Here is a 15773-nt window from a genome sequence, read left to right as displayed (position 1 = left end):
ATAAAAGAGGCTCAAGCAACAAATCCAAGCCTTCTGACTTTTGCCTGAGCCTTTCTAATTTATTTTTTCATTTCAACTAAATGGTTTCCATCAAAGAAATATAAATATTTTGCCTTGAGTTCCTTCTTCCAGATCTGCTCGACAGCCTTACCGTACAAGGACACCTGTTCTTTGTATCGATTCCTTAGGACTGGTTCCGCCTCTATGAACCCTCCCGGGAAACGGCCGTTGATGGTATCTGTTTTATAGTCAATCAAAACAAGTCCATCTTCATCCTCTAAAAGGCAATCAATGACCCCTTGTACTAAGATGGTCTCTTCTTTTAATTCCGTCGCTTCACCAAGCTCATTCCCCTGTAGCGCAAAACTGAACGGTACTTCCCTGTGAATTTGTTCCGCCTTTAGCATGCGTTTGCCGACAGAGTTGGAAAAGAAAGCTACTATCGCGTCAAAGTCTATTACTTCTGCCTGTTCTGATGTTATTAATTCTTTTTGTACCATTTCCAGAACCTGTGCTTGGACGTACTCTCTATCTATGGTTTCCACAGGCAAGTCCACATTCTGCATCACGGCATGCATCGCTGTTCCAACTTCAGATGGTGATAGCTTCTTCTTTTGCATAAATGCAGGTCGATCCAAGAAGTACCTTCTTTCCGTTTGAACAAGCGTGTTATCCGCATATGGGTCCTGCTGTTCTCTCATTCTTTTAATTTCTGATACCGATTGCTTAGATCGATGGGCACTTGCCTCTTTATACGGATATGACCAACTCAATTGCTCTTTGACTCTTATTCTATAAGGACTTTCTATCTCCACAGGCACACCATGCCTAACCTTATCCAACAGAAGGTTTTCTTCCTCTTTTTCCGACTCCATTTCTTCTAAAAGCTGATGAACCTTCGTTATAGACACTTTCCAGGCGGTTGGATGATTGGTTATATCGTCCGATACAGAAGCTGACACGCCATTTTCTCTCAAGTTCTCGGCATCCCTGTGGCGAACAAGTGCAGGACCAACCCAATCCATATAGGATTTTGCCCCTGCTCTGGCGTAATCCGGCAACAACCAGCTTTCATGGTTGCAGTGTTCATTCCATAGTGCCTGCGATTTCTCGAAGTCCTTTACCGTACCGACCAGATACAACTTCTCTTTTGCCCTTGTCAGTGCTACATATAAGACACGCATTTCTTCTGCGATCAACTGAGCTTTCGCTTTTCTTTTCAATGCTAGCTGCAGAATGGTAGGATAGGTGATTCGCAGTTTTGCATTGACATATTTGGAGCCAAATCCAAGCTCCTTATCCAGCAAATAACTACTGTTGAGATCCATCATGTTGAACTGTCTCGACAAGCCGGCAACAAATACGACTGGAAATTCGAGTCCCTTACTGGAGTGGATGGTCATCAACCTGATTACATCCTCCTGCTCCCCGAGTGCTCTTGCTGCCCCTAAATCCTCGCCACGGTCCTGCATCCTTTCGATAAAACGCAAGAAGCGGAAAAGTCCACGGAAGGAAGTGGATTCATATTGTCTTGCACGGTCATATAGTGCTCTTAAATTTGCCTGACGCTGCTTTCCACCCGGCATCCCCCCGACAAAGTCGAAGAAATGGGTGTCCTGATAGATTTGCCAGATCAATTCCGACAATGCTCCTTCACGAGCAGAGGTTCTCCAGGTTTGAAGCATTTCATAGAATAGCTGCATTCTTTTTACGAGATTTCGCTCTTCTATTGTATCCGGTGCTTTATTCATGAAGGTGATCAAGGCTTCATAATAGGATCCTCTCTTTTGCTGGATCCGGATGGTTGCCAAGTCGTTGGAGTCCAAGCCGACAATCGGAGATCTCAATACAGAAGCCAACGGCACATCTTGGTACGGATTATCAATTATTTTTAACAAGGATAAGAGAATGGCTACTTCCGTTGCCTCAAAATAACCCGTACTCAAATTTGCATATAATGGCAGCCCCTCCTGTTTGAATTCCTCCATGAACTGCGGTGCCCATGGCATGGAACGCATCAGGATGACACAATCCCGGTACATGATAGGGCGCATCACTTTTTTATCTTTGTCATAGATCTCATAACCAGATTGAACGAGATGCCTAATTTTCTGTGCAATCACTTTTGCTTCCACTTGAGCGGTTTCCAATTCTACTTTATCAAAGCTTGTGTTACCAGCAGAATCTTCCATCTCGTCGGAAGAATCGGGCCCATCTGCCGAAGAATCACTGCGGTCGATCAACATCAGCTCTGCTTCCCGGTCTTTCGCTTCCGGATAGTAGGCCGCGCCGAACTTCAATTCCGCATCGTCGTCATAGTCAATCTCTCCGACCGTTTCTCCCATAATCTGTTTAAATATAAAGTTGGTAGCATCCAGCACTTCCGGTCGTGAGCGAAAGTTTTTATTCAAATCGATTCGGAGTCCAGAGTCTTCTCCTGTTGAATTAAATCGCTTGTATTTACTCAAGAAAAGAAATGGTTCAGCAAGGCGGAATCGATAGATGGACTGTTTCACGTCCCCAACCATGAACATATTTCCTTCCTTTTCGTTTTCTTTTGTCACAAGCTTCAAGATGGCCTCCTGTACCATATTCGTATCCTGGTATTCATCCACCATCACTTCTTTGAACGTGGACTGATAACGGAGTGCGGCCTCTGATCGTTCGAGCTTCCCATCCTCGCTGTGTGTGAGCACGGCAAGACAAAGGTGCTCCAAGTCGGAAAAATCGACCAAGCCCTTATCCTGTTTCAACAAACTGAACTCATGGGCATACTTTTTAACAAGGTTCACTAGGGTTCCCATCACCGGGGTGAGTTCCTCCAAATCCTTCAGGAAGGATTCCGGACGCCTTGAGAAGAGTTCCTCTTTTATCCCTTGGATCATAGCCTTCGCATTATTCCGGACCTTTGTCCATCTTTCAATAAGTTCTTTATCGTACTCATCCCCACGGCATGTTTTTGCCCGTGAAAAATCAAGTTCCTGCATGACTGCATACAGTTCCTCCCAGGATGAATCCAGGGCTGTTTGAAGTCTACGAAGTTGAGCTAGATCCTGTTCTATATTATCAGCTCTGGGAGCAGGCCCACCAGGTTCCAGTGTGATTTCCATCGCAGTATTCAAAAGCCCCTCCGCCCCAAGGAATTGCAGGTGCATTTCTTTTTTCAGCGTCTCAATAAAGGGAAGTTCGTTCATGGATAAATTGCTGGTGGATTGATAGAAAGCCACAATTTCATCCAGCCATTTCCCTGGGTTAGGATTTGCCCGTGAAAATTCGTGAAGGTCCAGTACCAGGTTTTGCAGGGCACTATCTGAGCGGTCATTTGTATAGCGATCGACCAGTTCGAAAAATGCATCATTCCCCTCTTTTCCGTACTCCTCCTCAAACACGTTCTCCAGTACTTCTTCTTGCATCAATTGAATCTCCGTTGTATCGGCAATCCGAAAACTTGGATCAATATCAATCAGGTAATAGTATTTTCGTACAACATCCAGGCAAAAAGAGTGGATGGTGGAGATGGATGCACGGTTAAGTAAACTCAGTTGCCTGCGCAAATGAAGGGAGGCAGGCTTTTTCTCCAGTTGCTTCTCTAATGCTTCCCCTATTCTGTGCCGCATCTCTGCAGCAGATGCATTGGTGAAGGTCACGACAAGCAGCCTGTCCACGTCTACATGCTCTTCGACAATTTTATGAATCATTCTTTCTACAAGCACCGCTGTTTTACCGGATCCCGCTGCTGCCGCAACCAGGATATCCATGCCTGATGCTACAATTGCTTTCCATTGATCATCTGTCCACTGGGCATCTGCGGGTTTAGGAAGAAGTTCCATACTCATGCTTCCTCTCCCCCTTCCAATTTTCTTTTCATTGAGGCAATGACCTCGTTTTTAGGTATGTTAGATAGCACTCTATAATCATTCTCATCCAGTGAAGTATCAAACTGGCAGAAAGATTTAAAAGAACAGAAGGTACACGGTGTTTGATTTTTTAATTTATAAGGAGCAATGCTTGTCTCCCCTTCGGAGATCTTCATGCCGATGTCCTCGAATGTTTTTCTGACATAGGTCCTTAATTGTGTAAACTCTTCCTCACTAGCAACCGAAGAGTTTGCCTGGAACCCGCCATTTTTTTTAAGGGCAGCAGATACTATTCTAGAGTGTCCCGATTCTAGTGTCTGATCCATCAACTTTACGGATTCCTCTTCCCCTAGCAATAGGCCTTTCATTTTGAAGCTCTTGAAGATTTCTTCCTCAATGATATCTTCTGGTGCCATTCCATTCGTCTTGATCATCGGGTTGTGTACATGGAAGTACAAGACACCTGCAGGAGTGGCTTCCTTCCCAAGCCAACCTTGGGAATGAGAAATAACAATATCCAGGTAGGTCAGCATCTGCAGTGCCAACCCATAGTAGACTTCTGTCAAGTCAAGCGCTTTTCCACTTGATTTATAATCTATGATTCTAAGTAATAAACCGTTGCTTCCTTCCGCTTTATCCACACGATCAATACGTCCGATAAGCTCCATCGTCACACCATTTGGTAGATGGAGCTGAATCGGTGGCAGCTCTTCTTTTTTTCCAAATCCAAGCTCCAGTCCAACCGGAGTGAACTTGCTCGCCTTGGAATGATCACTTAGGATTTGTGATGCTCTCGTAATGATGGTCTCAAGCTTCCGTTTAATATAGTGGAAGCGATTGGAGCTTAGGAGTATTTCCCCTTGCAACTTAGGAGCGAGAAGGTTGACCGCCTCTTTTGCCAGCACCTCGCATTCCTGCTTGCTCAAATGCTTCCAATCGTTACCGCTTTTTCTCAGCTTATCCGATATATGTTTGAGTGCGGCATGGAATAGCTGTCCGATATCAGGAGCTTCTAACCGATAGATTTTTCTGTCCTTGAGCTTCAAGCCGTGGGATGCAAAATGGGAGAAGGCGCACGCACTGAATTTCTCCATCCGGGAGACACTTGCTTCCATATGGTTTCCATATAATTCACGGCTAACTTTTCGCTCCAACTTCTTTGCTTCGTTTTTATAAAATAAACTTCTTAACACCTGCTCTGTTTTGGCCTGCCATTCCTCACTATCAAGTAGCGTATTGTATACATCCCACCATATCGGCTCCATGGGATATTTTTTCATCCATGCTTGTAGCTGGACCGCTAAGTTAGAAAGCGTGGTGGATGGTGTATGCACAAACATCAGTTGCTCCTCTTGAGACAGCTCTGCAGGTTCGTTAAACAGGAGCTTTTCCTCCATGTCTGGGAACATTTCCTTGATCCTTTTAATGTAGGAGGATGGCAGAAGGGTTTTTCCCTCTTCATCTGCCAGTGCATAGCTTATATATAAATGATGAGATGGACTCAAAAAGGATGAATAAACAAGGAAGTGTTCACCAAGCAGCCTTTCCATACTCGTAGGGGCCAGCTCCATACCATAGTTTGCCAAAAGCTCTCTTTCTTCTTCGGATACAAATCCCTCGTCCTTTATTTTCGCAGGTATAACACCATCGTTCACCCCGATCACAAAGCTATGCTTAATATCCGACAAGCGGGAAAGATCGAAGTTGGCGACAATTACCTGGTCGATGGCCGGAGGAACCAGGCTGAAGCGCAAGCTTTCCAATCCGCTTTCCACCATTTTCGTAAACATGTTCAATGAGATCGGGTGGTCTCCAATCAACTCCACCATCTGATCGAGCATCTGTATGATGGCTTTCCACACCTGTTCGTTTTCTTTTGCAGCCGCAAGATTTCCTTCCTCTTCCGCTTTCTTCATTCTTGCTTCCAGCTTCTGAGGAATTTTGAGGTCTTCCATATATTCATAGAGGGCTTTGCAGTAACCATCCATCGTCTTCGCTTTTTTCCAACGCTTTTCAAGAGTGTGTAAAGGTACTACGACCATTCCTCTTAATTCATTGATTTCCTCTTCATAGGCAAGCTCTTCATCTGTCTGTACATAGGGACCTTCTGTATCCACACTGAAGAAACGACGATATCTCCAAGGCTCTTTAGACGTCCATCTATGCCCTTGGATTCCATAGGAAAGGCAATAATTCTCCAATTTGTCCGTCTTTTCCCGCATCTCATTGGTATCTTGATCCAGCGAGTAGAAGAAATCCGTTTTCACACAACGGAAAACCGATTCATAGCGCCAGTTTCTTGAAATGACCTCAAGGCTGGAGCGCAGTAACTCAACCAGTGGATGGTGAAGCATTGTCCGCTTTTGATCTACGAAAAAGGGAATATCATAATCTTTGAAAATCGTATTAACCAAATCTATATAAGATTCCGCGTTTCTTACAATGACGGCAATATCTTTGTAGCGGTTGTTTCGGTCTCTCACTAGAGATGTTATTTCCCTTGCAATCCCTTCTATTTCAGCACGTCGATTGACAGCTTGCAAAATGGTAACTTCAGCTTTGCCTTGATAGCTTACAGTAGGACGGATATCAAAATATCTTTCCATATGGCACAAGGAGTCGGCATGAAAACGGGGAGCACCCTCCAAAAGAATTGGTTCTTCTACGGAACACCCTTCTTCCACAGCAAGCTTCTTCAGCTTTTGATAGGTTGTCCCTGTTTCCCGGAAAAGGTGAAGATCGTATGGTGCTTCCTCGTCATATGGCTTATCCACCGTCAGGGCTATCGTGACGGAGTTTGCATGCTTCATCAATTCCTTCAGAACTTCAAGTTCCTGTGGGGTGAAACTGTGAAAGCCATCAATGAATATATCCGCTTTTTGAATATATCGTGATTGAGGTAATTTTTCTGCTAACAGCTGTAAATAATCCTCGCCATCCAAGTATTTCCCTTCCAAGCTTTTTTCCAGTTGCCGATAGACTACCAGAATATCTGTCAGCTTTTTTGCCAGCATCTTCTCATGCTCTGAAATGGATATGTCTTCTCTGATACGTACAATTTCGTCCTGTAAAAGGTCAGGTGTGATGCAATAGCGTTTGAATTCCGTAACCATGCTTTCCATTTGTTCAATGAAACCAAATTGTTCTGCAGATTTGCCGAACACATGAAACTCACTTTTATGTTCTTCAATCACTTTACGAAGAATCATATGGATACCTGTCTGATCGATATGAAAACGGCTGATTCCGCCGACTTCTTGCAAAATTCTCCAGGCAAGACGGGTAAAACTGAATACTTGGGCCCGAATCATTCCCTTCACATCAGGGGACTGAATTATCCTGTATTCTGATTGAAATGTCATCTGTTCTGGTACAAGGTACAGAACAGGGGGACCTTGAGGATTTTCCTTCAGTTTATGTAGGATCTTTTCATTGAACCAAGTTGTTTTTCCACTTCCTGTTCTTCCTAATAAAAAACATATAGACACAAGATTTCCCCCATTTTATAATTTCCTCACTTATTATACGTACTTATGTTCTTCTTCTGATTCTATTGTACTGAAAAACGAGCATTAATGCCAATGTCTTGGCCATATTCAGAAGGTTGTTTCTTTCGTGGATGGAACGGGTCAAACCCTTGTTGCATAAGGTAAAATGGGCAGGTGATGGGGATGGGAACAGCAAATAACCATTATTTTTCAGCAGCATTATTAATTATCATGGGTTTCTTGGTCGTGTGTAGTCTTTATACGTTAATTCCGCTATATGATCAGATCAGCTTGGAATGGCGTATACCGGTTGGCCAGGTTATACTCGCAAGCAGCTTCTTTAGCGTATTCTACGCTATCGGGTTACTTACATTCGGACCACTGTCTGACAGATTCGGTAGGAAAACCATCATTAGTTACGGCTTTCTATTTTCTGCAATTGCCACCCTACTTATTTCTCATTCTACTGAAATTGCTCATATGTATCTCTTCCGCTCCATACAGGGATTTGCACTTGGATGCTTTGCTCCTGTCGCTTTTGCCTACTGCTTTGATCACTTTAACCAAACCCTTCGAACATTTACCATTTCCCTCATTAATGCAGGATTTTTGCTTTCTGGTATATTCGGACCGATGATAAGCGAAAAAGTTTCTATCTATTATCGATGGGACGGAGTCTTTGTATTTTTTGCACTTTTTTATTTCTTATTATTTTTGTTTTCCCTTGTTATTTTGAGAGCTTCGAAAGTTTCAAGGAGTATAGGGGAACAGCCCTGGAAGCATTTTCTCATTCTATTGGCTGATTGTGATTTACGATTACTTTATTTGATTGTTTTTTCGTTATTGCTCTCTTTTGTGGCTTTTTACGATAGTCTTTTCCAATACTTATCCAATGAATTTCCTGTGCAGTCTTTCTTGTTGGTCCGGTCCATCGGGCTGATCGGGACTGTTACCTGCCTGTTTTCGGATTCTCTTTTAAAGCATATTGGTGCAAAGCGGCTTATTCTTTTTTGCTCTATGACCATTTCGCTTACGTTCTTTTTAATGATGTACTTTCTAGAAAATCTTTTCTTGATCGGTGCTTTATCTGTTATTTATGTTGCAGCGATTTCTTTTTCCCTGCCTTCTGTGATCATCTATATCGGAATCTTGGGAGAGAAATATAGGGGAAGCGCAATTTCCCTTTACTCTTTTACATTATTAATCGGAACGGCCTTTAGCCCTTTAATAAGTCATACTTTCAGTTTTCACTCTGCATTAGCCTTATTGGGTACTTGGTTCCTTGTTAATAGCTGGATGATTATTAGAATTAGGAAAGATGCGTAGAGGGGTTTATATTCCACAAAAAACAGCTTTAGTCGATGTGGATGAAGCTTGTTGGCTCTTTCATTATGTTTATGTTCTGGAGAAACTAAGAGCTTGCTTAAGAAAAATGGCTGTTCCTTTTTGAAGCCTCTTCCGCTCCTTGTCTTATTACAAAAATTCTGACTCACTCCATGAAGACCTCTCTTTCTGGTGAATGAATTTGAATTTTCCGTTGAAATTATCTTTATCAGGGTTATTATGACAATCTGGAGTTGAATTTTCCGTTGAGATTGTCATTATCAGGGTTATTATGACAATCTGGAGTTGAATTTCCCCTTGAGATTGTCATTATCAGGGCTATAATGACAATCTGGAGTTGAATTTTCCCTTGAGATTGTCATTATCAGGGTTATTATGACAATCTGGAGTTGAATTTTCCCTTGAGATTGTCATTATCAGGGTTATTATGACAATCTGGAGTTGAATTTTCCCTTGAGATTGTCATTATCAGGGTTATTATGAGAATCCTGGAGTCATCACTCCCAACTCATGAAGACACTTTCAATCAAAAACGACCCCTAAAATCATCAGCATCAAGATCACGCTCTTCCTAAGAATTTTCCCCCATTGTAAAGGGTATCCATTGCTTTAACTCCTTCTCCTTTTCTGCCCCACAGAGGTTCTCATACACTACATAAAAAACCTCTCCTCTCCATTTCATTACTAGTTTATATGTAGGTGGAATTCAAAAAACCTCCAATTTCCATTGCTGGAGGTTGGAGGTTTCATCGAATCATGTGCTAGGAACTGCTGTCGTTTGTTCCATCTCTTTTAACGTTTTCATCCGTTTTTTCAAATATAGTCCTTGCGCGATACCGAACATATTACCAACCACCCAATATAACGCCAGTGCGGATGGAAGTGTAAGACCCGCAATCAAGATGAACACCGGGATGATGTTCATGACCATCTTCATTTGCGGCTGGATGTCATCTGTCAAGGTGACTCTTGTTTGGATAAAGGTGGTGATGGCCGCAATGATCGGCAGGATATACATTGGATCAGGTTGTCCAAGACTTACCCAGAAAAATGAATGCTCGGCAATTTCTGTCGTTCTGCCAATTGCATAATAGAAAGCCATGATCACAGGCATCTGAATCAACATAGGAAAGCAGCCTGCAGCCGGGTTCACTTTATGTGTTTGGTATAACCCCATCAATTCCGTCTGCATTTTCCTTTGATCATCTGGATTCTTCTTATCTTTATACTTTTTCTGTATTGCTTCCATTTCAGGCTTTAGCTTTTGCATGGCGAGCATGTTTTTTTGTTGCTTCAACGCCAGTGGCAAAATAAGCGTGCGAATGGCAATTGTTACGAGAATGATCGAGATACCATAACTTCCGCCTGTCCAATCTGCTACTGTCGTCAAGGCAAGGGATAGGGGATAAACGAAATAATGATTCCATACTCCCGAACTATCGGCCGTAATCGGCTCACTCATGTTACACCCTGTTAAAAATGCTACCAATAATATTACCAAACTTACTGTCCAAAACTTCCTCAATGTGAATTCCTCCTACTTTTTACAAGATTAGCAATTCATGTAAGCAATGTAGAGGGAGGAATCTTCTTCATCCAAAGTTGTTTCCTTTGTTGGTCTTTTTCTATAAATAAACGTTATAAGCCTTTTTCTTTTTCCAATGACTGACTGCAGTTTGTTGGTCTCAAGATCCAAAGAGGTCGTATAGCCACTGTGTTGGCAGACCACGTATTTTGAGTCCACAAAGAAGCAGAACGTCATCAGGCAAAGGATCGCGGCTGTTACATATGGTGCATAGAGTAATATATCAAGATAAAATTCCATATATGTGCATTCACCTTTTTGTGTGAGTATAGTAGATACTACTTGTACGAATTAAAACTCCAAACGTTTCATTAAAAGTATATCCCTACAAGAAAAAGATACACCTAGTCTGCAAAAAATGCTAGGTGTATCTTTTTGTAAATTTTTCTCTTAGACATGTTCTTCTGTATTTTCTTTGTTGGTGAAAAGTCCTCTGAACGAATCCAGTAAATTCTTTTTATCCAATTTTCCTACTGCCGTCTTTGGTAATTCCGGTACAAAAATTACTTTCTTAGGTATTTTATAGACTCCGATTCTCCTCTTGCAGAAGGTTAGAAGTTCTTTTTCAGAAGTCTGCTTCTTATTGGAAACGATGGCAATGACCGCTTCCCCCCACACAGGATGTGGTACACCTAACACACACACCTCTTTGACCGCTTCATGCTGACAAAGAATCTGCTCCACTTCCAGAGGATAAATATTCTCCCCACCAGAGATGATCATGTCCTTTGTCCTGCCTACTATATAAAAATAACCGTCTTCATCCCTGCGCCCCAAATCACCTGTCCTCAGCCACTCTTCGCTTTTAGCTTTCTTGGTTTCTTCTTCTTTTCCCCAATATTCCGAGAAGACATGGGAGCCTCTTATATAGATTTCCCCAACCTCCCCTTTTGCCGCTTCCAGATTATCATTTATCATTAATTTCACTTCATTGAACAACATCGCTTTACCTACTGAACCTTTTTTACCATATGCTTCATTAGGATCAATATAAAAGTTGTTCGGACCCGCTTCTGTTAAACCATATCCTTCTTTGAACAATTTATCCTTTTTGTAGAATGCTTCGTATATTTCTAGTGGACAAGGTGCCCCTCCTGAAAGAAATGTTCTCATTGTCGGGAAGTCCGTGCTTTGAAACTGAGGATGTTCTATTAACATCCCGTACATCGTAGGTACCATTAACGTAATGGTACATTCATACATATTCAATAGATTCATGGCTTTTTCCGCGTCAAAATTCTTCATCAATACAACGGTTCCACCTGCCATGAGTATTGGAGTGGACAAGGCATTCAGGCCACCCGTATGGAACATGGGCAAGCAAGTGAGCGTGATATCTCCTCCATGCAGTCCCCAGCTTACAATTGTATTGGTAGCATTGAATGTGATGTTCTCATAAGTAAGGATAACGCCTTTTGGTTGTCCCGTTGTGCCTCCCGTATAAATGATGGCTGCTGGGTCATTGGAACGTGTTGCGCGTGTAGTATTCCATTGGGTTTCTTTTGTTTCCAATTCCTCCAGGGAGAACACTTGACATTCCAGTCGCTTTGATTGTTCCAAATAATCATCATGTACGATCACACATTTAGCCTTGCAATCTCTTATTATATAGTTCCATTCCTTTTCCGCCATTCTCCAGTTGAGTGGAACAAAGATTGCGCCAATCTCACTACATGCAAAGAGCAAATCAAAGTACACTATATGGTTTGGAGACAATAAAGCCACACGATCTCCTATTCCAATGCCTGCAGAAAGAAGTCTGCCTGCCATGACTCTTGATCGGTCATATAATTGCTTATAATTCCACCTTTCTCCCGTTTCGCCGTCTATCACTGCGATCTTATGTGGAGAATGTTGTGAACGCTTCTGTAACCAAGAACCATTCATTTCCACTTCCATCTCTCCCCTACACATTACAAGATATCCATACTATAGGAGAAGGAAGTTACAGAAGGGTTACAAAGGGGGGAAATATTCATAAAAAGAAAAGGGCACCATCAATTTGATGGATACCCGTTCACAACGCTTAGACTTCTTTCACTTTCTTCCGCTTAATCACAATATAAAATGCTGGTACAAATAGTAATGTAAAGAATGTCGAGAAGAAAATCCCTGAAATGATCGAAATCGCAAGTGGGGTGAATAACACATCCCCGCTGAACGCTATCGGAAGCAACGCGGCAATGGATGTAAAGGCCGTCAGTACGACCGGTCTTAACCTGGCTTTACCTGAATCAATGACCGCTTCACTCAGAGTTGCACCCTCTTGCAAGCGAGATTCCATGAATTCAATGAACACTGTCGCATTTCGGACGACTATACCCGCAAGCGATACAATCCCCATCATCGCCATGAAACCGAGGCCGGTTTGTGTGATGAACAAGCCTATCATCGCACCTGAAATGGCCAAGTACACAGAACTCATGATTAATAATGGCAGTCTTAATGAATTGAATTGAACGACCATTAAGATATAAATCAGGAAAATAACGATCAAGAACAGTTTTCCTACTTCAATAAAGAAGTCACTTCTTGCAGAAGATTCCCCACCCACTGAAACGGAAATATCATCAGTTTCATAGGATGCTGCGATATCTTTCACTTCCGCTTCTAACTTTTGTTTATCATCTTCCGCTGGATACACACGTACCGTTATGGTTCTGTCCCCATCCTTATGGGGAATCAAAGGTAACACTTCCGTTTCCTCAATAGAAACTAGCTCCGATAGGGGGATAAGGACCGGTGCTCCAAACTCGGTCGTTTCTGTTTTACTTGGAAGTTCCAATGCTTCAAGATCAATTGTTCTCCCATCCTCTACAAGACCTTGGACGATGGTCAGTGTTTCCCTCTCCAGTCCTGCTTCATAAGAACCTACTGGGATTCCTTCTGTAACAAGCCTGACTTGATTGCTTATTTCCTGGGAGGTGATGCCATGCTCCTCCATTGCATCCCTATTCGGAACATAATTGATGGTAGGCTGTGGTGATCCTACATCATCAATGACTGCTCCACTTCCTTCCAAGCTTTCAATCTCTTCTTTCATTCCATTAACAGATTTCATTAGTTCTTCTATATCTTCCCCGACTACTGTCAGAGCGATTGGAGCCCCAACAGGAGGCCCTGCTTCAATTGTGGAAAGCATGACCACTGCATCCGGGTTTTCGTCTCGGAGTTTAGGTTGCCACTCTGCAATCGTATCTGCAGAAGACTGCTGTTCACGGTCCACCCTGATGACAATCTGACCAGTGTTTTCACCTGAGTTGGATAGTGTGCTACCGAATATCCCAGGTTCCCCACTCCCTGCAAAGATGGTCGTTTCGTAAACTGCTTCATCTGTTTTGATACTCTCTTCCATCTGTTTAAGCCTTGATTCCGTTTCTTCAAGAGGCGTCCCTGCAGGGTAGGTGACGGACACGGTTACCTCTTCACGATCTGCACTCGGGAAGAATACAACCGGGATAAATGGCACCAGTGCGTAACTCGCGGTACAGAATGTAAGAACAGCAAGTCCTGTGAGTAGAGGTTTTTTCACAACTTTTGTTAAAACCTTTGAACTATACCAGTTACTTACTTTTTCAAATTGTGACCCAAGCAGGCCGTCTTTTGCTTTTTTGCGTTTTTTCTTCTTTTGTCGCCATGCCATGAAAATCGGCACGATGGTCAAAGCGACAATGGTGGAGCCGATGATTGTGGCAATCAATACTGTAGGCAGTGCTGAAATAAAGGCACCATTTGGCCCACCAAGGAATGTTAATGGCAAGAAGGTAAAAACAATGGCCAAGGTGGAGGTAATGATCGATACCCTTACTTCTTTTGTTCCTGTTAAGGCGCCTTCAAGCGGGCTGTCCCCGAGCTGATAACGCCTTTGAATATTATCATTCACAACAATGGCATCATCGACCAGAATTCCTAGTGCAATGATGATTCCAATGATAGAGATTTGGTTTAGGTCCACATTTACATACGGTAGTGGGATCAATCCAAGCGCAATCGAAATTGGGATGGAGATTGCTACAAGAATCGCAGAAACTGCATTTAACCCGAAGAATGTAATCAATACAACAGCTAAAATAGAAATCAAGAATGAAATACCTAAATCTTTGAAAATCTTGGACACAATATCATTTTGAGTATAGTAGAGATCCATCTTCACTTCTTCTGGCAAGTCATTGGACAACCGCTCCATCTCTGCATCAACTTTTGCATGAAGTGTTGGGATGTCCACTCCTTTTTCCTGCATGATCGTCAAAGATATAGCAGGAGTCCCATTATATGAAATGAAATCGTCTTGTTCTGTAGGGATTTGCGTCAAGTTCCCGATATCTCCCACATAAAGAGAGTTTCCTTCTTCAATCTTTTTCAGAAAAACATTTTCCACGTCTTCGATATTTTCAATATGTTCAAAAGCAAGTTGGCTAATTCGATTTCCTTCCTGCTGACTGCCAAGTGGAGTGATTTCAAGTTCGTTCTGGATGGCTGTTATGACATCCGGAAGCAGGACTCTTTCCTCTTGCATGCTTTCTGAATCAAGATTAAGTGTGTAACTGGACTCTTCCAGCCCTTTTACAGTAACTTTACGAACTCCATCTATCTTTTCAAGTTGGGGTATCCAATTATCAATCAAATCTTTTTGCTCTAATAGAAATTCACGATCTTCGTGAAGCACATGATAGGAGGCGATGGCTCCCATTTGTATATCCGAGTTTACTGTTGGCTCGAACGCGTCTTCGGGAAATTCGCGGCTCACATCGGATACCTTTTGCTGTACAAGGGAGAAGACTTTATCCCTGTCGGCGTCATCTGTGAGTTCCATTACGATATTGGAAATCCCCAATCCTGAAACGGAAGTGACACTGTCCATCCCTTCGATATCCAACAATTCCTTTTCAAGTGGGGTGGTGATATCACGTTCGACCACATTCGGTGTGGCCCCTGGATACACAGTGGTAATGGTTCCTACGTTGAGCGAAATTTCAGGGATCTCCCGTTTTGGTATCTGGAAATAGGTCAAGGAACCGATGACCACCAATAATAGTAGAAAAATCAATGTAACCTTTGGCTTTTTAATGAGTGCATTAAACACCTGGATGTCCTCCTATACTCGATTATTCAAATTTGACTATTTATCCTGAGTTCATCATAAGGTGTCTGCATCCCACTTGGCAAGAATGAATATGCTTTTGAGTGCTTTGTTATTTTTTCGTCAAAACTTTTAAAAATATATACTAAAAGACTAGGTACCATTTCAGTACCTAGTCTAAACTGTTCCCTCATTATATTTAGAATTGCATATGGCAGTTGATCTCCGTTCCATGCGCTTCGCTTAGCCGTAGGGCGGTCCGGGAGTCTCCTCGGCTGCGCCCGAGGCCACTGAAAAACCCAATAACTTATCGTTCAAATGATTTCTAGCTGTTAATTGGAGCAATAGGCGCAGACTCCTGCGGGGGGATAGCGACAATCTTGAGACCCCGCAGGGCGCAGCTCGAGGAGGCTCAAGGT

7 protein-coding genes are annotated in these 15773 nt (G+C 42.6%); 1 reads left to right on the top strand and 6 read right to left on the bottom strand.

What is annotated here, in order from left to right; genetic code table 11:
- Positions 1-59 precede the first annotated feature (59 nt).
- On the bottom strand, positions 60-3836 hold the full coding sequence (addA, locus tag EKQ44_RS00035) for a helicase-exonuclease AddAB subunit AddA (protein WP_237661487.1): 3777 nt from the start codon (positions 3834-3836) through the stop codon (positions 60-62).
- Positions 3833-7345, bottom strand: coding sequence for a helicase-exonuclease AddAB subunit AddB (gene addB / locus EKQ44_RS00030; RefSeq protein ID WP_237661486.1), 3513 nt, complete (start codon positions 7343-7345; stop codon positions 3833-3835). The genes addA and addB overlap by 4 nt, the downstream gene beginning before the upstream one ends.
- Positions 7346-7528: 183 nt before the next feature.
- Between addB and EKQ44_RS00025 the strand changes: the two genes are divergently transcribed.
- Complete coding sequence (locus EKQ44_RS00025) at positions 7529-8671, top strand: MFS transporter (RefSeq protein ID WP_237661485.1); 1143 nt, start codon at positions 7529-7531, stop codon at positions 8669-8671.
- A gap of 772 nt (positions 8672-9443) precedes the next feature.
- On the opposite strand, the gene yidC is transcribed toward EKQ44_RS00025, so the two are convergent.
- The 4 genes from yidC to EKQ44_RS00005 form a co-directional block, all read right to left on the bottom strand.
- Positions 9444-10214 (bottom strand): membrane protein insertase YidC, encoded by a 771-nt coding sequence (yidC, locus tag EKQ44_RS00020; RefSeq protein ID WP_237661484.1) that lies wholly within the window; start codon positions 10212-10214, stop codon positions 9444-9446.
- Positions 10215-10241: 27 nt separating this feature from the next.
- Positions 10242-10514: a hypothetical protein gene (locus EKQ44_RS00015; protein WP_237661483.1), complete on the bottom strand. Its 273-nt coding sequence runs from the start codon at positions 10512-10514 to the stop codon at positions 10242-10244.
- A gap of 150 nt (positions 10515-10664) precedes the next feature.
- The gene (locus EKQ44_RS00010) at positions 10665-12161 is read right to left on the bottom strand and encodes an acyl-CoA synthetase (protein WP_331254643.1); all 1497 of its coding nucleotides are present in this window, start codon (positions 12159-12161) and stop codon (positions 10665-10667) included.
- A 139-nt stretch (positions 12162-12300) separates the two neighbouring features.
- The gene (locus EKQ44_RS00005) at positions 12301-15357 is read right to left on the bottom strand and encodes an efflux RND transporter permease subunit (RefSeq protein ID WP_237661481.1); all 3057 of its coding nucleotides are present in this window, start codon (positions 15355-15357) and stop codon (positions 12301-12303) included.
- Positions 15358-15773 lie beyond the last annotated feature (416 nt).

This window comes from Sutcliffiella horikoshii (assembly GCF_021991925.1).
GTDB classification, from domain to species: domain Bacteria; phylum Bacillota; class Bacilli; order Bacillales; family Bacillaceae_I; genus Sutcliffiella_A; species Sutcliffiella_A horikoshii_F.
This window is presented reverse-complemented; position numbering and strand designations above follow the sequence as displayed.

Coding starts and splice junctions, on each gene's coding strand:
- addA (WP_237661487.1), bottom strand. CDS start 3,836: ATGAGTATGGAACTTCTTCCTAAACCCGCAGATGCCCAGTGGACAGAT.
- EKQ44_RS00025 (WP_237661485.1), top strand. CDS start 7,529: ATGGGAACAGCAAATAACCATTATTTTTCAGCAGCATTATTAATTATC.
- EKQ44_RS00015 (WP_237661483.1), bottom strand. CDS start 10,514: ATGGAATTTTATCTTGATATATTACTCTATGCACCATATGTAACAGCC.
- EKQ44_RS00010 (WP_331254643.1), bottom strand. CDS start 12,161: ATGAATGGTTCTTGGTTACAGAAGCGTTCACAACATTCTCCACATAAG.